Source organism: Neisseria sp. P0009.S007, assembly GCF_051962515.1.
The window spans coordinates 1-18,668 of the sequence record NZ_JBQCVF010000001.1; the positions used below are offsets into that span (position 1 = coordinate 1).

The 18,668-nt window shown below is 48.1% G+C and carries 14 protein-coding genes and 1 tRNA gene; 9 read left to right on the top strand and 6 right to left on the bottom strand.

The features are described from left to right. The 3 genes from ACTHS3_RS00005 to pflA all read left to right on the top strand — a co-directional run. The coding region (locus ACTHS3_RS00005) for an adenylosuccinate synthetase (protein ID WP_440366747.1) at window positions 1–734 on the top strand (734 nt) is incomplete at its 5' end. A 303-nt stretch (window positions 735–1,037) separates the two neighbouring features. Beyond that, window positions 1,038–3,323: a formate C-acetyltransferase gene (pflB, locus tag ACTHS3_RS00010; protein WP_440366748.1), complete on the top strand. Its 2,286-nt coding sequence runs from the start codon at window positions 1,038–1,040 to the stop codon at window positions 3,321–3,323. Between the two features lie 139 nt (window positions 3,324–3,462). Continuing rightward, window positions 3,463–4,269, top strand: coding sequence for a pyruvate formate lyase 1-activating protein (gene pflA / locus ACTHS3_RS00015; protein WP_049336825.1), 807 nt, complete (start codon window positions 3,463–3,465; stop codon window positions 4,267–4,269). A gap of 66 nt (window positions 4,270–4,335) precedes the next feature. On the opposite strand, the gene ACTHS3_RS00020 is transcribed toward pflA, so the two are convergent. Then, window positions 4,336–6,048 carry a proline--tRNA ligase gene (locus ACTHS3_RS00020; protein WP_039862211.1) on the bottom strand — a complete coding sequence of 571 codons (1,713 nt, stop codon included), beginning with the start codon at window positions 6,046–6,048 and terminating at the stop codon, window positions 4,336–4,338. 301 nt (window positions 6,049–6,349) lie between these two features. Next, window positions 6,350–6,520 (bottom strand): hypothetical protein, encoded by a 171-nt coding sequence (locus tag ACTHS3_RS00025; RefSeq protein ID WP_004519914.1) that lies wholly within the window; start codon window positions 6,518–6,520, stop codon window positions 6,350–6,352. 24 nt (window positions 6,521–6,544) lie between these two features. Between ACTHS3_RS00025 and fghA the strand changes: the two genes are divergently transcribed. Further along, window positions 6,545–7,393 (top strand): S-formylglutathione hydrolase, encoded by an 849-nt coding sequence (gene fghA / locus ACTHS3_RS00030; RefSeq protein WP_049336773.1) that lies wholly within the window; start codon window positions 6,545–6,547, stop codon window positions 7,391–7,393. Window positions 7,394–7,486: 93 nt separating this feature from the next. Here the strand turns inward: fghA and recA are convergent, their stop codons facing one another. From recA to ACTHS3_RS00045, 3 genes are all read right to left on the bottom strand, one after another. Beyond that, window positions 7,487–8,533 (bottom strand): recombinase RecA, encoded by a 1,047-nt coding sequence (gene recA, locus ACTHS3_RS00035; protein ID WP_003680794.1) that lies wholly within the window; start codon window positions 8,531–8,533, stop codon window positions 7,487–7,489. A gap of 147 nt (window positions 8,534–8,680) precedes the next feature. After that, window positions 8,681–9,973 (bottom strand): 3-phosphoshikimate 1-carboxyvinyltransferase, encoded by a 1,293-nt coding sequence (aroA, locus tag ACTHS3_RS00040; RefSeq protein ID WP_039862183.1) that lies wholly within the window; start codon window positions 9,971–9,973, stop codon window positions 8,681–8,683. 138 nt (window positions 9,974–10,111) lie between these two features. Continuing rightward, window positions 10,112–12,676 (bottom strand): glycoside hydrolase family 66 protein, encoded by a 2,565-nt coding sequence (locus tag ACTHS3_RS00045; RefSeq protein WP_004519910.1) that lies wholly within the window; start codon window positions 12,674–12,676, stop codon window positions 10,112–10,114. Between the two features lie 320 nt (window positions 12,677–12,996). Between ACTHS3_RS00045 and cysG the strand changes: the two genes are divergently transcribed. Next, window positions 12,997–14,394, top strand: a complete 1,398-nt coding sequence (gene cysG, locus ACTHS3_RS00050; protein WP_004519908.1) for a siroheme synthase CysG — start codon at window positions 12,997–12,999, stop codon at window positions 14,392–14,394. Between the two features lie 53 nt (window positions 14,395–14,447). Here cysG and ACTHS3_RS00055 read toward each other — a convergent pair whose 3' ends face one another. Continuing rightward, window positions 14,448–15,053 carry a CoA pyrophosphatase gene (locus ACTHS3_RS00055; RefSeq protein ID WP_049336772.1) on the bottom strand — a complete coding sequence of 202 codons (606 nt, stop codon included), beginning with the start codon at window positions 15,051–15,053 and terminating at the stop codon, window positions 14,448–14,450. 175 nt (window positions 15,054–15,228) lie between these two features. Here ACTHS3_RS00055 and ACTHS3_RS00060 point away from each other — a divergent pair, with 175 nt between their 5' ends. The 4 genes from ACTHS3_RS00060 (at window position 15,229) to ACTHS3_RS00075 (ending at window position 18,666) form a co-directional block, all read left to right on the top strand. Beyond that, a complete protein-coding gene (locus tag ACTHS3_RS00060; protein ID WP_004519906.1) occupies window positions 15,229–17,091 on the top strand; it encodes a tetratricopeptide repeat protein in 1,863 nt (620 codons plus the stop codon). Window positions 17,092–17,146: 55 nt separating this feature from the next. After that, entirely contained in the window at window positions 17,147–17,731 is a 585-nt protein-coding gene (gene lolB / locus ACTHS3_RS00065; RefSeq protein WP_004519905.1) for a lipoprotein insertase outer membrane protein LolB, read from the top strand. 8 nt (window positions 17,732–17,739) lie between these two features. Further along, on the top strand, window positions 17,740–18,588 hold the full coding sequence (ispE, locus tag ACTHS3_RS00070; RefSeq protein ID WP_039862210.1) for a 4-(cytidine 5'-diphospho)-2-C-methyl-D-erythritol kinase: 849 nt from the start codon (window positions 17,740–17,742) through the stop codon (window positions 18,586–18,588). Between the two features lie 5 nt (window positions 18,589–18,593). Further along, window positions 18,594–18,666: transfer RNA gene (locus tag ACTHS3_RS00075), tRNA-Gln, on the top strand. Window positions 18,667–18,668 lie beyond the last annotated feature (2 nt).

An 18,668-nucleotide genomic window follows, 5' to 3' on the forward strand; every position in this document is an offset into this window, starting at 1 on the left:
TGGCGGTCATTGAAAAAGTTGCACCGCGCATTACGCCGATGATTACCGATGTTTCCCGTGTTTTGAACGAGAAAAACTGCAAAGGCGAAAGCCTGTTGTTTGAAGGTGCACAAGGTACGTTGCTGGACATCGACTACGGTACTTATCCGTTTGTAACTTCCTCCAACTGCTTGGCAGGTGCCGCTTCTGCCGGTGCAGGCGTAGGTCCGCAAATGCTGGATTACGTTTTGGGTATCGTTAAAGCCTATACCACCCGCGTGGGTTCCGGCCCATTCCCGACTGAATTGTTTGACGAAGTGGGCGCAGGCTTGGCTGAACGCGGCCATGAATTCGGCTCCGTAACCGGTCGTGCGCGTCGTTGTGGCTGGTTTGACGCGGCTGCTCTGAAACGCTCTATTCAAGTTAACGGCATTTCCGGCATGTGCATTACCAAGCTGGATGTGATGGACGGTATTGAAAACATCAATATCTGTGTAGGTTATGAATTGCCTGATGGCAGCAAAACCGATATTCTGCCTTGCGGCTCCGATGCGGTAGAAACCTGCAAACCGATTTATGAAACCATGCCGGGTTGGAGCGAGTCCACTTTTGGTGTGAAAGAGTACGACAAACTGCCTGAAAACGCTAAAGCTTATCTGAAACGGATTGAAGAAGTTTGCGGTGCGCCTGTGGCCATTGTTTCAACCGGTCCTGAGCGCGAAGAAACCATTGTTTTGCATCATCCGTTTGCTTAATTGATTAAGTGAATAAAAGGCCGTCTGAATTTTTCAGACGGCCTTTTATATGAAATGCAATAAAAATTCAGCCCTGAAGGATGTCTGTCTTCAGGGCTGAATTTTGTATTTTACGCTGTTTTTAAGTACGAATGTTTGGAAAGTGAGATGTAGTGCCAAGTAACAATTATTCTCATTGACGTAAATCAAGAAAAACCAAATCTGTAATTTTATTTCATAAAAACCCCTGTAAATAAATGGGTATTGATGTTATCCTTTCAGAAAATTTACAGTCTATATTTTCAATAAAATTAGGAGCTTGATATGTCAAATGCTGTTCAGCAACGTCCTGCCGCTTGGGAAGGTTTTGTCGGTGGCAACTGGGAAACCAACGTAGATGTCCGCGATTTTATTCAAAAAAACTACACGCCATATGAAGGCGATGCCTCTTTCTTGGCACCAGCAACTGAAGCCACAACCAAGCTGTGGGCGGAAGTGATGGAAGGCATCAAGGTTGAAAACCGTACGCACGAGCCGTATAAAATCGACGCGCAAATCGTCTCCGGTATTACCAGCCATGCTCCAGGCTATATCGACAAAGATTTGGAAACCATCGTTGGCCTGCAAACAGACGAGCCTTTGAAACGCTCTATCATGCCGTTTGGCGGTTTGAAAATGGTGCAAGACGCGTGCAAAGTGTACAACGTTGAATTGAATCCCGAAGTCAGCGAAATTTTCACCAAATACCGCAAGACCCACAACCAAGGCGTGTTTGACGTTTATACGCCCGACATCCGCCGTTGCCGTAAATCAGGCGTGATTACCGGCCTGCCGGATGCTTATGGCCGTGGCCGTATTATCGGTGACTACCGTCGTGTGGCATTGTACGGTATCGACTTCTTGATGAAAGACAAACTCAACCAGTTCAACTCACTGCAAGCCGATTTGGAAAACGGTGTGGACTTGGAAGAAGTGATCCGCCGCCGCGAAGAAATCAATGAGCAATATAAAGCATTGAACCAAATGAAAGAAATGGCGGCTTCTTACGGCTACGATATTTCCGGCCCTGCAAAAAATGCACAAGAAGCGATCCAATGGACTTATTTCGCCTACCTCGCTGCCGTTAAATCTCAAAACGGCGCAGCGATGTCCTTCGGCCGTGTATCTTCATTCTTGGATATTTACATCGAACGCGACCTGAAAAACGGTGTGATTACCGAAACCCAAGCGCAAGAATTCATTGACCACTTGGTGATGAAACTGCGTATGGTCCGTTTCCTGCGTACGCCCGAATACGACCAACTCTTCTCCGGCGACCCGATTTGGGCAACCGAATCCATCGGCGGTATGGGCTTGGACGGCCGTACCTTGGTAACCCGCACCAACTTCCGCGTGCTGCATACTCTGTACAACATGGGCCCGTCTCCTGAGCCAAACATCACTGTATTGTGGTCAGAACAACTGCCGCAAGGCTTTAAAGAATTCTGCGCCAAAGTATCCATCGATACTTCGTCCATCCAATACGAAAACGACGATTTGATGCGCCCTGACTTCAATAGCGACGACTACGCCATTGCCTGCTGCGTCAGCCCGATGGTGGTCGGCAAACAAATGCAGTTCTTCGGCGCACGCGCCAACTTGGCTAAAACTCTGCTGTACGCAATCAATGGCGGCGTGGACGAGAAATCTAAAGAGCAAGTTGGTCCGAAAACCGAGCCGATTATGGACGAAGTTTTGGACTACGACACTGTCTTTGAGCGCATGGACAAATTCATGGATTGGTTGGCAACCCAATACGTTACCGCGCTGAACATTATTCACTACATGCACGACAAATACAGCTACGAAGCTGCATTGATGGCATTGCATGACCGTGATGTGAAACGTACGATGGCATGCGGTATCGCCGGTTTGTCTGTGGCTGCCGACTCATTGTCCGCCATTAAGTACGCCAAAGTGAAACCGATTCGTGACGAAAATGGCATTGCCGTTGACTTCGAAATCGAAGGCGAATACCCACAATTTGGTAACAACGACGACCGCGTTGACGATATTGCTTGCGATTTGGTTGAACGCTTCATGAAAAAAGTGGCAACCCACAAAACTTACCGCAACGCCACTCCGACTCAGTCCGTACTGACCATTACTTCCAACGTTGTTTACGGTAAGAAAACCGGTAATACTCCAGACGGCCGCCGTGCAGGCGCTCCGTTTGGTCCGGGTGCAAACCCAATGCACGGTCGTGACGTCAACGGTGCAGTCGCTTCATTGACTTCCGTAGCCAAACTGCCATTTGAGTTTGCCAAAGACGGTATTTCCTATACCTTCTCCATTATTCCTGGCGCGTTGGGTAAAGACGAGTATTCTCGCGAACGCAACCTTGCCGGTTTGATGGACGGTTATTTCCACCATGAAGACGGTATTTTGGAAGGCGGCCAACACTTGAACGTCAACGTATTGAATCGCGAGACTTTGGAAGATGCGATGCACAATCCAGAGAAATATCCGCAGTTGACCATTCGTGTGTCCGGTTATGCGGTTCGCTTCAACTCGCTGACCCGCGAACAACAGCTTGACGTGATTACCCGTACATTCACAGAAACCATGTAATCCGGGTGGAGAAACAAACCGGAAGCTAAATTTGCATTTGGTTTGTTTTGAAACAAAGCTCCGAGGCCGTCTGAAATGTTCAGACGGCCTTTATTATCGTACAATCCATATAAGCAAAAACATTTTTGAGCCGAACACTATGTCCACGACTTTTGCCATTACCCCCGAGCCGGCACTGAAAGACCTTGGCCACCGTCACTATAACGGTAAAGGCATTATTCATTCGATTGAATCTTGCGGTGCTGTCGATGGTCCGGGTTTGCGCTACGTGCTCTTTTTGCAAGGCTGCCTGATGCGTTGCCTGTATTGCCATAATCGTGACACATGGGATCTTCATACTGAGCAGGCGCAGGAATTGGATGTGGCAACTGTGATGAAGCAGGTCATGACCTATCGTCATTATTTGCGTGCGACAGGCGGAGGCGTAACGGCAACCGGCGGCGAGCCGTTATTGCAATATGAGTTTGTATGCGATTGGTTTACGGCCTGTCGGGAACACGATATCCATACCTGTCTAGACAGCAATGGCTATGCTTTGCACTATGATTCGATTTTGGATGATTTGCTCGATCATACCAATTTGGTCATGCTCGACTTAAAACAAATCGATCCTGAAATTCATAAAGTGCTTGTCGGTATTCCAAATACCAAAACGCTGAAATTCGCGCGCTATCTTGCTGAACGCAATCAGCCGACGCGTGTGCGTTATGTGGTTGTTCCCGGTTATACCGATGATGAGCGGTCAGCGCATTTATTGGGCGAGTTTATCGGTGATATGGATAATGTCGAAATGGTCGAGCTCTTGCCGTATCACGAATTGGGCGCACACAAATGGGCTTTGTGCGGCGACGAATACAAATTAAAAGGCGTACATCCGCCGCCCAAAGAAACCATTCTGAAAATCAAAGAAATATTAGAGAGCTACGGAAAAAACATTATTTATTAAAACAGAAAAAGGCCGTCTGAAACGAAATAATCAGTTTCAGACGGCCTTTTCATTATTGAAAAAAATTTAAGCGTTCAATGCGGCCAAAACCTTGGCGACAACTTCTGATACTGCAACGGCTTGAGCCTGATTGTTACGGCGCTCGGCATATTCGACATTGCCTTCTTTCAATGCGCGATCGCCGATCACGATGCGGTGAGGAATACCCAACAGCTCGGAGTCATTCAGCAATACGCCTGCACGTTCGTCGCGGTCATCCAACAAAACATCCGCACCAGCAGCCAAAAGCTCGGCGTAGATTTTGTCGGCGGCTTCGCGCACGGCGTCTGATTTTTTGTAGTTCATCGGCACGATAACGACTTCAAACGGCGCCATTGCTTTGGTCCAAACAATGCCTTTTTCGTCGTTGTTTTGTTCGATGGCGGCGGCCACAACGCGGGTAATACCGATACCGTAGCAGCCCATTTCCATGATTTGGGATTTGCCGTTATTGTCCAAGAAGCTGACATTCATGGCTTGGGTATATTTGTCGCGCAATTGGAAAACGTGGCCGACTTCAATACCGCGCGCCAGTTTCAGACGGCCTTGTTCGTCAGGGCTAATGTCGCCTTCGATGACATTGCGTAAATCGACAAATTCAGGCTCGGCAGCATCTCGGCCGAAGTTGAAGCCGGTATAGTGGTAGTCGTCTTCGTTTGCGCCGATAACCCAGTCTGCGCCTTTTTCGGTGGCGAAATCGGCATAGACTTTGCCTTTGAAGTTGACAGGGCCGAGAGAGCCGCCGTTGGCGCCGAACTGTTCAATAATCGCGGCAGGGCTTGCCATGGTCAGTGGCGATTTCACGCCGGCCAGTTTTTCCGCCTTGATGTCGTTAAACTCATGGTCGCCACGCAACAGCAGCAGGACGAGTTCGCCTTCGTTTTCGCCTTCAACCACGATGGATTTGAGGGTTTGTTCAACCGGAATATTGAGGAATTCAACCAAAGACTCAATGGTTTTGACATTTGGTGTATGTACTTTGGTCAACTCGGCCTGAGCAGCGGCGCGTTCGCCTTTGAGCGGCAAGGTGGGTGCCAATTCGATATTGGCGGCGTAATCGGAAGTATCGCTGTATGCGATAACGTCTTCGCCGCTTTCAGCCAATACTTGGAATTCGTGAGAGCCGGTACCACCGATGCTGCCGGTGTCTGCGGCTACGGGGCGGAATTCCAAGCCCAGACGGGTAAAGATACGGCAGTAAGCGTCGTACATATCCTGATAGGTCGTCTGAAGCGAGGCATAGTCGGCATGGAAGGAATAAGCGTCTTTCATGACGAACTCGCGCGCGCGCATCACACCGAAGCGCGGACGCACTTCATCGCGGAATTTGGTTTGGATGTGATAAAAGTTTTTCGGCAGTTGTTTGTAGCTGTTGACTTCTTTGCGCACGATGTCGGCAATCACTTCTTCACAAGTCGGACCCATACAGAAATCACGGTCATGACGGTCTTTCAGGCGCAGCAGTTCTTTACCGTAAAACTCCCAGCGGCCGGATTCCTGCCACAGCTCGGCAGGTTGTACCACCGGCATCAGCAGCTCCACGCTACCTGCGCGGGCCATTTCTTCACGCACGATATTTTCAACTTTGCGCAATACGCGCAGACCCATCGGCATCCAAGTATAAAGACCGGATGCGTTGGCTTTGATCAAGCCGGCACGAATCATCAGCTTGTGGCTGGCAAGTGCGGCTTCGGCAGGGGCTTCTTTAAGGGTAGAAATGAAGAACTGGGAGGCTTTCATGGCGTATTTTTCTTTCTTAAAAATAAGTGCGTATTGTAACGCAAAATGTATGGCCGCGTGTCTTTTGAATGGCATCTGATGAAATCGGCCGTTGTTTTACGCAGCTTTTGATTCGGGGTGATTTTTAGGGATGTCAACCCTAATTTATGCACAAAGCCGCATAACCTTGTTTTACCTATAAATTTTCACTGTATGATTATAGTAAAATCTTATAAATATAACCACTTGATTTTATTATATTTTATTTGATTAAATTTTAGTCAATTTAAGACTTGGTTTGTTCCTAAAGAAAATTTTACGATTACCCAAAGCTTATCAACAGATTTATCCACAGAGATTGTGTATAGATTTTAAATGCTGTCGGCGTAATGATTTCGCATGATTGGCAAGCCTTGTTTAAAGCAGATTGGGTTGCCTTAAAAAGATGGGGCAACAACACGATGAGCAGGTTTTGCGCTAACATTCTGCTCATTGTTGTTTCCTTACAAGGAATAAAATGAAAAATTCAGAATTGCATTTGCTGGAACGCAGAAAGATGTTTAACGGGTATCAGGAACGGTACCGCCATTTTTCTCAAACCTGCCGGACGGATATGGTATTTGATGTCTATCTGCCGCCACAAGTCTTAAAAGGCTATCCCGCGCCTGTTTTATATTTTCTTTCCGGCTTAAATAGTGATGGTTCTGAATTGGTTCAACAAAGCGGGATCCAACGTTTTGCGGCGCAATGGAATATTATCGTGGTTTTCCCGGATACCTCGCCACGCGGTCGGCATGTTGCCGACAGTGAGGAACATTATCTTGGACAGGGCGCCGGATTTTATGTCAATGCAACTGAAGCACCTTGGGCGCAGCATTACCAAATGGAAAGCTATATCAGCCAAGAATTGCCTGATTTGATCGAGCATCATTTTCCGGTAACGCAAGAGCGCAGCATTGCAGGTTTCAGCATGGGCGGGCATGGTGCGCTGCAGTTGGCTTTGAAGCATCCCGGCCGATATGCTGCGGTTTCAGCCTTTGCGCCTTTATGTCATCCTATCGATACGGAAGGCGGCAGGCAGGCGTTTTCGGCTTATTTGGGCCAAAACGTGGAAACGTGGAAACGCTATGACAGTACAGAGCTGCTTCAGACGGCCTCGCATAAATTGCCTGTTTTGATTGATGTCGGCAGTGAAGATGCTTTGTATCCTGAAGTCCTGCAACTGGAAGGGTTTGTCCGCTCAGCACGCGAAAAAGGTTTCAATATCCAATATAAAGTACGCCCGGGCTATGGGCATGACTATTTCTTTATTGCCAGCTTTATCGATTCGCATATTGAGTTTCATGCTCAGGCATTGGGGCTTTAAGCAGTATTGAATAAAAGGCCGTCTGAAATCCGATTAATGGTCGGATTTCAGACGGCCTTTTATTTGGTCTTTAACCTTTAATTTCAGACAGACTTATTCCTCAGGACGTTCGCCGTCGGTGTCGTCCAATTTGCCTTCGGTAATATCGACATTGATACCGACTGCCGCACGGATTTTGGCATCGATTTCGTTGGCGATATCAGGGTTTTCTTTCAGCCAAACGCGTACATTGTCTTTACCTTGGCCGATTTTTGCGCCGTTGTAGCTGTACCATGCGCCGGATTTTTCAACGATGTCATGTTTGACGCCCAAGTCGATCAATTCACCTTCCCAGCTAATGCCTTCGCCGTAAAGAATATCGAATTCGGCTTGACGGAACGGAGGGGCAACTTTGTTTTTGATGACTTTGACTTTGGTTTCGTTACCAATCACGTCATCGCCTTTTTTAATCTGACCGGTACGGCGGATGTCGAGGCGGACAGAGGCATAGAATTTGAGCGCGTTACCGCCGGTTGTGGTTTCAGGGCTGCCGAACATCACGCCGATTTTCATACGGATTTGGTTAATGAAAACAACCAATGTATTGGTGCGTTTGATGTGGCCGGTCAGTTTGCGCAGGGCTTGGCTCATCAGGCGGGCTTGCAGGCCGACGTGGCTGTCGCCCATTTCGCCTTCGATCTCGGCTTTAGGCACAAGTGCGGCTACGGAGTCGACAACGACCATATCGATACCGCCGGAGCGTACCAAGGTATCACAGATTTCCAATGCCTGTTCGCCGGTATCCGGTTGGGAGAGATAGAGTTCTTCAACTTTTACGCCGAGTTTGCGGGCGTAAATCGGGTCAAAAGCATGCTCGGCATCGATGAATGCGCAGATGCCGCCATTTTTTTGGCATTGGGCAATGGCTTCGAGACAGAGTGTAGTTTTACCGGAGGATTCCGGGCCGAAAATTTCAACCACGCGGCCGCGGGGCAGGCCGCCGACGCCGAGTGCTAAGTCCACGCCGAGGGAGCCGGTGGAAATAACATCAAGGTTTTCTTCCTGTTGGCTGCCGTCCATTTTCATGATGGAGCCTTTGCCGAAGTTTTTTTCGATTTGGGCAAGGGCTGCGGCTAAGGCTTTGCTTTTTTCGTCTGACATGTTTTCTCTCCGAAAGGAAATATGAATCGCTAAGAATTTATTTAGCTATTATCGCACAAATTAAGAAAAAGTATAGTTTTATTTTTATTTTTCAGACGGCCTGTGTTTTTTGTATGCAACAGGCCGTCTGAAATGTTGAATAATCAATCAGTTGGTCAATGATGCAAAAACTTGGAAATAGTCGGGGAAAGTTTTATGCGTACATTTCGGGTCGTTGATGATGACGGGGACGCCCAAAAGCGAAACCAGCGAGAAACACATGGCCATGCGGTGGTCGTCGTAAGTGTCGATAACGGCATCGGGGGTAAGCGTTTCGGGCGGCGTAATATGGATGGCTTCGGCTTCTTCGATGACGTCTGCGCCCAGTTTGCGCAGTTCGGTTGCCATGGCGGCGATACGGTCGGTTTCTTTGACGCGCCATGAGCCGATATTGCGCAGGGTGCAGGGTTGTTTGGTGGCCAGCGCAACAATGGCCAAGGTCATGGCCGCATCAGGAATATGGTTGGCATCTAAATCAAAAGCCTGAATCTTGCGCTCGGCAGGACGGGAAATTTCTACAAAATTTTCGCCCCAAATGACATCTGCGCCGATTTTTTCCAATTCACGCGCAAAGGCAACGTCGCCTTGAATACTGTGTGCGCCGATGCCGGTTACGCGGATGGGTGTACCGGCAATCAGGCCTGCGCCCAAGAAATAAGACGCGCTGGAGGCATCGCCTTCTACATATAAATGTTCGGGCGCATGATATTTGGCACCGGCCGGGATTTTAAATACACGGTAGTCTTCATTGATGATGTCCACACCGAACTGCGCCATCAGCTTGAGCGTGATGTCGATATAAGGTTTGGAAATCAACTCGCCTACCATGTGGATTTCAAATGCTTGTCCCGTCAAGGGCAAAGCCATCAGCAGGGCGGTCAGGAATTGGCTGGAAACATTGCCTTTAATCGGAATAACGCGCTCGCCGTTGTCTTGGCGTTTGCCGATCTGAAGAGGCGGATAGTTTTCATTGCCCAGATATTGTACGTCCGCTCCGGCAATACGCAACGCGTCGACCAAATCGCCGATAGGGCGTTCGTGCATACGCGGTACGCCATGCAGATGATAGTCGCCGCCCAAAACGGCAAGTGCGGCAGTCAAGGGGCGGAATGCCGTACCGGCATTGCCTAAAAACAAATCGGAGGATTGGTTGGGAAAGCGGCCGCCGGCACCATGAACTTTCAGACGGCCTTCAGGTAAAGATTCAATTTGCACGCCGAGTTTGTCGAGTGCTTCAAGCATTCGGTCGGTATCGTCGGATTTGAGCAAAGAATGGATTTCGCAAACGTTGTCGGAGAGTGCTGCCAAGAGCAGCGTGCGGTTGCTGATGCTTTTGGAACCGGGCAGGGCAACGGTGGAGGGCTTGAGTGTGGAAGCGGGCAGGCGGATGGATTCGGTCATTGGTTAGGATTTCAAATTGTAGACAAAACGATATTATACGCAGGCAAAGGCCGTCTGAAAAATGGAAGTGGCGTTGCAGGCAAGAAAAGCCGGACTCTTTTTGAAAGTCCGGCTTTGGGATGCTCGATATTTTAATGGTTAACCTAAAATATGCATTAACTGGTCAATGTTGAACGTACCTTCGTCAAAGCGGAATTCGCTGACTGAGGGGATTTTTTGACCTTGGACGTCGGTATGGATGTCGGCATATTGGTGGTCGATGGTGATGAGGTCGTTGTGATTGTTTTCGCCACGAATGGTGATGTTCCAAGTCGTGCCGTCTTTTTCGTTGACCGTTTCGAGCGACAGATCCGAGAGGGAAATGCCAGCGCCGAATTGGATGGCGTTTGTGCTGTGATGGTCGAAAATGGTGTCATGGCCTTCGCCGCGATTGAATACGTAGGTATCGTTACCGGCTTCGCCGTGCAATATATCGTCCCCTAAGCCACCAAACAGTGTGTCGTTGCCTGCGCCGCCGTGAAGGATGTCGTTGCCTGCTTCGCCCAACATAGTATCGTTACCGGAGCCGCCATACAGCGTGTCGTTGTCTAATCCGCCGTTCAGATGGTCATTGCCACCGCCTCCGTAGAGAATATCGCTGCCGGCATCGCCGTTGATGACATCGTCGCCGGTGCCGCCGGACAATTTGTCATTGCCGCTGCCGCCGTGAATCTCATCATTACCCCGGTTGCCGTAGATGATGTCTTCGCTTTCAGTACCTTTGATATGGTCGTCGGCGTGGGTGCCGTTGAATGTGGTTTTGCCGTCGGCAAAGGTTTGGCTGACGCTTGCCTGCCCTAAATTGCTGACATAAAGCATATCCCAGACATCCAGGCTCGGGACGGTGACTTCCAGTGCCACCGGTTTGCCGTTTTCATAGATGACGGAAGATTCCAATGTGTGCATGGATATATCGTCTGAGTCGGGGGAAGCCAGTTGTACGATGGCTTGCTCGGCCTGTTCTGCGCTGATTTCCATATCAAACGGGATTCTGACTTTAGGGTTGTCGAGTTTCAGCGTGTGGTGGTTGGAGCTGTTCCAATTGGTGTCTTTGTCGAGGCCTGCGAGATTGATTAATTGGACAACTCGGCCGCCGTCTGCGGTGGCCTTGGTCCATGTATAAACTTTGCCTCCTTCGCCTGAAGTGGAAGTCATGTCATAGCCGTCGGATGCTACGATGGAGGCATGACTGTCTTTGAGTTCAACCAAGCCTTCGCCGCGAAGCAGCTCCTCATAGGCGGTAATGAATTGTTGATAGTTGAATTCTGATTTGGCCAGGGTTTCGTTGGTTTTGAGCGTCTGAGCGGGATAGTATGGATCTTGCAAAATACCAAAACCATGTGCGTTTTTATCCGGGAGGTTGTTTAATGCGGCAACAGTCATGTGGTAGCCGCCACTCGCTGCGATAACGGCATCGACCAGCAATTCGTTGTCCGGATTGAGTTCGGAAGAATTATCTTCCGGGTGGGTACCTTTTCGAGTATAGGCGGCAATAATCGGGGAAACGTGATTGTAATCGTACAGACGGCCTACCAAGCGTTTAAGCTCGGCATAGTTGTGGTTTTCATAATGGGTATTTCCGGCTGTATCTTTAAAATCGCGCGGCCAGATTTCTGAGTAAGGAACATCCATGCCGGTGGTGGATAAGACATCGGCCCTGCCTGTGCTGATGTCGTTGATCATATAAGTTTGACCGTAATCGTGTAACTTTTCCGCAGCCGCGGCTGACAAATCGTCATAACCGTCAGACATTCTGAAGTTTTCAGTCTTTTGGCCATTTTGTATTTTGTAAACGAGGTTATCACCCATGGTATCGGCCTGCCAGCCGTCAAAGCCGCCTGTTTTCAGGGCTTTGATCATGGTGTTGACGATATAGTTTTGCCAGCTTTTGTCGGCAGGATCGACGAATTGTTGTACGGATGTTTTGGTCTCTGCACCGGCTTTGCCGAAGTTGGAATGCTCTTGGGCATTGTAGAGTTTGACATTATTTAAAATTTCTTTGATGGCCGGATTATCGAGTTCGTCATTGGAGGCGGCGTTAAGCATATTGTAGAGCATGGCACTGCCGCCTTTTTCGTGAATTTTGTTCACGAGGTTTTTAATCAGCAGGGTATCGATTTGGGGAGGGTTGGGTTGGCCGTTGTCGACAGCCCAAGTCGCCCATTCTTGCTTGAAGCTGTTGACATTTGGAAATGGATTGGAGGTTGTGTCGTACACATCATAGAAGAAATAATTGTTGATGTGCATTTGTGCCAGCTGATCGATATTGTTTTGATAGCCTTCGAGCTGGTCATTGGTCATGGCGTTGTTTCGTTCTGCCGAATTATCGTTAGATCCTGCCACTACGCCATAGCGGGGAAAAATAGTCCAGTCGTCTTCGACAGACAATCCCAGTGTTTTGCTGGTGTGGTTGCCGGTGTTGTCAACGGTTTCTACTTTGACGACGTAGCCTGAATTGGGTGAAAAAATATCGGAAGAGAGTTTGACGGAGGTTGAGTTCAGATGATCCAATTTTTGGATTTCCGTACCCAAATGGCTGACGGTGACAGAGGTGATTTTGTCTGTCGCATTGGAGATGTTCAGAATAACATCATCGCCGTTGGTATAGGCTACCTTGTTAAAGAGAATAGTCGGTAAAGGGGCTGTTTTTGCTTCAGTTGTCATGCTGTATATTCGCTTCTAAATATTATATTTTGAAATTACCTTAATAAATCAATATCACTTAAGTTGTTGATATGAATAATTGTTAAGACTTTTTAGTAGGCAGAGCGGAAAATAAGTTCCCCGTTTGATAGCAAATATCTAAAATAATTCGGTTTGTGATTGAAATTTAAAAATGCTGTCTGAATGTTTTGTTATTCAAAAGACGGTTTTTTGCAGGTATATAACCAAACACCATAAGAAAATCAGAAACCATTCTTTCCTATTTTTTCAGACGGCCTTTAATATCGGCGGACAATCATTGATAAAGTAAGAGCACGACTATGAGCCATTATCCGTTGTTTGCCGATTTGAAAAACCGCCCTGTTTTACTGGCAGGTGCGGGTAAGGTTGCCGAGCGTAAGGCGGAAAGCCTGTTGTCTGCCGGAGCGCGCGTGCGTGTTGTTGCGGAAACTTTGAATCCGCAGTTTCAGCAATGGGCGGCTGAAGGGAAAATAGTTTGGCTGGGTGGCTTGTTTGAAGAAGCCATGCTGGACGAGGTGTATTTCGTTATTGCGGCGACGGATAATGGCATGTTTAACCGCCGTGTTTTTGAAGCGGCGGAACGACGGGTGAAATTGTGCAATACGGTGGATACGGCGGACTTGTGTTCGTTTATCGTGCCTGCCGTGGTGGATAGGGGGCCATTGAAGATAGCCATATCCAGCGGCGGTACTGCGCCTGTATTGGCGCGTAAATGGCGGCAGATTATTGAAACATTGATTCCGCTGCATACGGGCACGATGGCGCGTATTGCCGGTAAATGGCGCGAAAAGGTTAAACAGACTATTCATCATGTCGAACGACGCCGTTATTTTTGGGAAAAGTTGTTCGACAGCCGTTTCAGTATTTTTGCGGCTCAAAACAATATCGAGGCGGCAGAACGTGAATTGATCACGCAGTTAAACCGGGAAACGCCGTTTGGCGGCGAAGTGGTTTTGGTGGGCGCAGGGCCGGGAGATCCGGGCTTGCTGACCATACATGCTTTGCAGGCGATACAGGCTGCGGATACCGTGTTTTACGATGCTTTGGTGTCGGATGAGATTTTGGCGATGGTGCGTAAAGATGCGGTGAAAATCAGCGTGGGTAAACGTGCTGGTGCGCACCATGTTCAGCAGGAAGAAACCAACCGTCTATTGGTTGAACACGCTCAAAAAGGCGAGCGTGTGGTAAGGTTGAAAGGCGGCGATCCTTTTGTGTTCGGTCGCGGCGGGGAGGAAGTGCAAACCCTGCATCAGGCCGGGATTGCCTACCGCATTGTGCCGGGTATTACTGCCGCGCTTGGAGCTACTGCTTATGCCGGTATTCCGTTAACCCATCGCGATTGTGCCCAAGGTGCTTTATTTGTAACCGGCCACAGCAAACACGAGGGCAGTCAGCCCGATTGGCAGACTTTGGCTTTAAGCCGCCAAACGTTGGTAATCTATATGGGCACGCTTAAAGCGGCTGAGATTGCGGAAAAGCTGATGGCTTATGGCAGGCAGCCTTCTACACCTGTTGCCGTGATTTCCAATGGGACTTTACCGCATCAAACCGTGCGGACAGGCCGTCTGAAAGATTTGGGCTTGTTGGCTGCCGAAGCAGAACGTCCGGCTTTAATGGTAATTGGCGAAGTGGTTGCCCTGCGCGATGAGATGAAATGGTTTGGAGAATTTGTCGAATGCTATGAAGAAGCTGCATAAAGAGGATTGATCAAACAAGGCCGTCTGAATATTGGTTTTCAGACGGCCTTGCCTTATTTAAAAGCTTGGCAATATTGCTGATAACGTTCTGCCAGTCCATATAGGATGATTGCTGTCAGCCCCCAGATGTCGTAGTGTCGGAAAGGCAGGGCGGGGAGGGCGAGGGTTTGATTGTTGTGATGAAGATGACGGTATGAGTAGTTTTGCAGGTTTAAGGTGAAGTCCAAAGGCAGATAAAAAATTTCTGCTACTTCATCGGGATTTGCTTTGGGGTTGACGGGCTGGGTGCAAATTGCCGGAACAGGCGTAACACGGTAGCCGGAAGGTGTGTCATAAAAGGGTAGCGGCGCAAAAGTCTGCCATGCGGCAATCGGAATGGCGGTTTCTTCGTAAGCTTCTCTTAACGCCGTTGCCGTTAGGCTGTCGTCTTGGGCATCTTTGCGGCCGCCGGCAAAGGCGATTTGTCCGGTGTGTTGCCTTAAGGTCTCGGCCCTTTTGGTCAGTAAAATTTGCCACGCTCCTTCATGCAAGGCGATGCCGACCAAAACGGCTGCTTCTTTGACCGTTTTAGTGGTAACTAATTGATTGCGCTCTGCTTGCATACGGCTGCTGAAGCGTGAAGCTTGAGTTAGGAAATGGATAAGGTGGTCGGTATTCATTTTTGGCGCTGATCGTTTTATGCAGATGAGGATTACACAAGGTTTACGGTTACCGTGTCAACAAAATAGGGTGCGTGTGTTACAGTTATGCCTGAATGATAAATAAAGCTTTGCGTCTGTTCTGCAAGTGCTTAGGCCGTCTGAAAATGTCGGCAGGTTCTCAAAAAGGATAGTTATGTTGTTTTCCCCATCCCGTATTCGAGTGGCAGCTGCGGCTGTCATGATGTTGTTTGTTACACAAACTTTTGCCGCGCCCGGCGATTCAAATGCAGTTTTTGAATCGGCTAAGATTATTAAAAAGAAAAGCCGTACCGACCGTTTTTCTCCCGAAGAGCGCGAGCAGGAGCGGATACGTCTGTTGGGTATACAAAACCGTACATCTCAGGTTTTCACTTTGTTAAATTCAGAACTGGCCCTGCAAAAGGGTGATGCAGCTTCTGCGTTGTTTACTTATATTTTAACGTTGCATCGCACCAAATCTCCCGAAGTGGCCGAACGCGCTTTGGAGATGGCGGTTTCGTTAAACGCATTTGAACAGGCTGAAGCCATTTACCAAAAATGGCGCGAAATCGAGCCGGAGCCTGGTGAAACACAAAAGCGTATGACTTGGTTGCGCAATTTGCTGCTGGGTAAAGCCGATAAGAATTTGAGCGGATTGGACAAGGTAATTGCCGGCGGTAGTGAAGATGAGCAAAAGCGCGTGTTCCTGCTTTTAGCACAAACCGCAGCACAACAGCCGAATCTGACCAGCGATGCGGTTAAACAGGTGCATAAAACGGCCTTGAATTATAAAGACTTTCCAGAAGCGGCGATTGCGGATGCAATTTTTAGTGCAAAAGACGGTCAAAAGAAACACGCCATTGCGGCATTGCAGCGATTGGCCAAGTTGGACAACGAAATTTTGCCGCCGACTTTTGTGACGTTGCGGCTGATGGCGCAACGGCATCCTGATATTTTGGACGGCTTCTTCAAAGAGACAGACACCAAAACCTTATCTCCGATTTGGCAGGAATTGGACATCGCCAATTTGATCGCCCATGGTCAAAATGATAAGGCCTTTAAGCGTTTGCAGACTTTATTGGAAGAAAATCCCAACCCTGATTTGTATATTCAGGCTGCCTTATTGTCAGCGAGCAAGACAGAAAATATTTCTGCGGTAAACAGCTATCTGGAAAAGGCTTATAAAGCTGGCACGGAAGAGCAGCGCAGCCGTGCAGCGTTGATTGGTGCGGTTTCATATAATGATGTAGAAGAATTGGCCAAAGCCAAACAATGGCTGGATAAGGTAACGGCTACGGCTTATACGTTTGATAAAACCATTTTGGCTGCTTCTATCGAAGCCAAACAGGGCAACCATAAAGAGGCTTGGGCTTTGGTACAACGCGCACAAAAAATGCCCGAGCAAAGAGGACGTTATTTTGAAGTTAAGGATTTGTTGAGTACGGCTTTGTTCGTATTGTCTAAAAATACCAATCTTCAAGAATCGTTGAACGCTTTGAACAGCTTGGTAAATTCCACCGAAAAATCCTTGAAAACCCAAGCTTCTCCGGAGCTGCTTGCCAATGTGCTGTATCAGCGTTCGATGGTGTATGAGAAGCTGAATCAGCCAGGCAAGGCGATTGCCGATTTGCGCCGAGTTGTTGAGTTGTATCCGGACAATCCGCATGGTTGGAATGCTTTGGGCTATACCTTGCTGTCCAACGGCAAGGATTTGGACGAGGCTTTCAAAATGGTTCAGATGGCCTATCAAATGGATCCGGAAAGCGCAGCCATTAATGATAGTGTAGGCTGGGCATATTATCTTAAAAGCGATGCCCAAATGGCTTTGCCGTATATCCAATATGCCTATGGAAAAGAACCTGAAGCCGAAGTCGCCGCACATTTGGGCGAAGTCCTATGGACGCTTGGAGACCAAGACAAGGCCAAAGAAATCTGGAATGACGGCTTGAAACGTGGAAGCAATCTCCGAGTATTAAAAGAGACAATGTCCAAATTCGGTATAACGCCCAGCAAACCGCATACTCAAAAACACAAATAAAACCCAAAGGCCGTCTGAAAGCGTTTGATTTCAGACGGTCTATGAAGGAATATCCATGAATTTAAAACGATTATCATCGGTTGCAGCCTTATTGCTTTTAGCTGCCTGTGCGCAGCCAAACTTACCTCAGCAAAACAGTTGGCAAGCAGCAGAGCAGGTGCAGGATTTTAGCGCAGACGGTCGTTTGGCTGTCAAAGTGGAAGGAAAAGGCTCTTATGCCAATTTCGATTGGACTTATCAGAACGCGGTTCAAACCATTGATGTGAATACCCCATTGGGCAATACCGTAGGCCAGCTGTGTCAAGACAGTGAAGGTGTATTGGCGGTAGACAGTAAGGGTAAGGTTTATCAGGCGGAAACTGCTGAGGAATTGAGCAGACAGCTTTTGGGCTTTGCTTTGCCGGTACAATATTTGCATATTTGGGCAGATGGTAAACGCGTTGCCAATGCGCCATACAAAATCCTGCCTGATGGACGTCTGGAGCAGTTTGACTGGACGATATCGCGCACTTTAAATAGTTCAGGACAGCCCAAAACGCTTCAACTTGAAAATGCCAAGTTTAATATCCGCTTGGTGTTTGACACGGTAAACCACTCTTTGGATAAGAATGGACAAACCCGATGCGCAGCACGCAAATAGAGGATGCCATGTCTGTTTCAGAGGAAATCCAAGCCTTTCCTGCGCCGGCTAAATTAAATTTGGATTTGAGGATTACCGGCCGCAGGAGCGATGGTTATCATAATTTGGAAAGTATTTTCTGTTTGATCGGCTTATATGATACCGTTCATCTGAAAATCCGTACTGATGGGCAGATTATTCTGCATACGCCGGTCGAAGGGCTTGAACCTGAGCAAGACTTAACTTATCGGGCGGCTAAATTATTACTGCCATATGCAAGCGTAGCGCACGGTGTCGAAATCTGGTTGGATAAAGTGATTCCAACCGGAGGCGGATTGGGCGGCGGAAGCTCTGATGCAGCCACGGTTTTAATGGTTTTAAACCAATGGTGGCAATGCGGTTTGAGTAGGCAGCAACTGATTGATTTAGGCGTAAGTCTTGGTGCAGATGTTCCTTTTTTTATTTTTGGCAGAAGTGCTTTTGCCAAAGGTGTGGGTGAGAAGCTGGCTGAAATAGATGTCCCTAAACAATGGTATGTTATCGTTAAGCCCCCCGTCCATGTGGCAACAGTTAAAATTTTTGCACATGAAGGCTTGACACGGGATTCCAAACCCAGCATAATGCCGACTTTCCAATCGTTACAGCCGTTTCAAAATGATATGCAGGCGGTTGTATTTCAGGAATATCCTGAAGTTTGGAAGGCTTATGTTGAGTTATCCCAATATGGTCATGCATTAATGACCGGTTCTGGGGCTTGTTTGTTTATAGCAAGTGAATCTCATCAAGAAGCAAATACAATTTACCAACAGGTTTCTCAATCATATGAAGCTTATTGTGTGGAAGGGTTAGATATTCATCCGCTGTTTCATATGATTTAGTAAGTTGGGGAGTCGTCAAGCGGTTAAGACACTGGATTTTGATTCCAGCATGCGAAGGTTCGAATCCTTCCTCCCCAGCC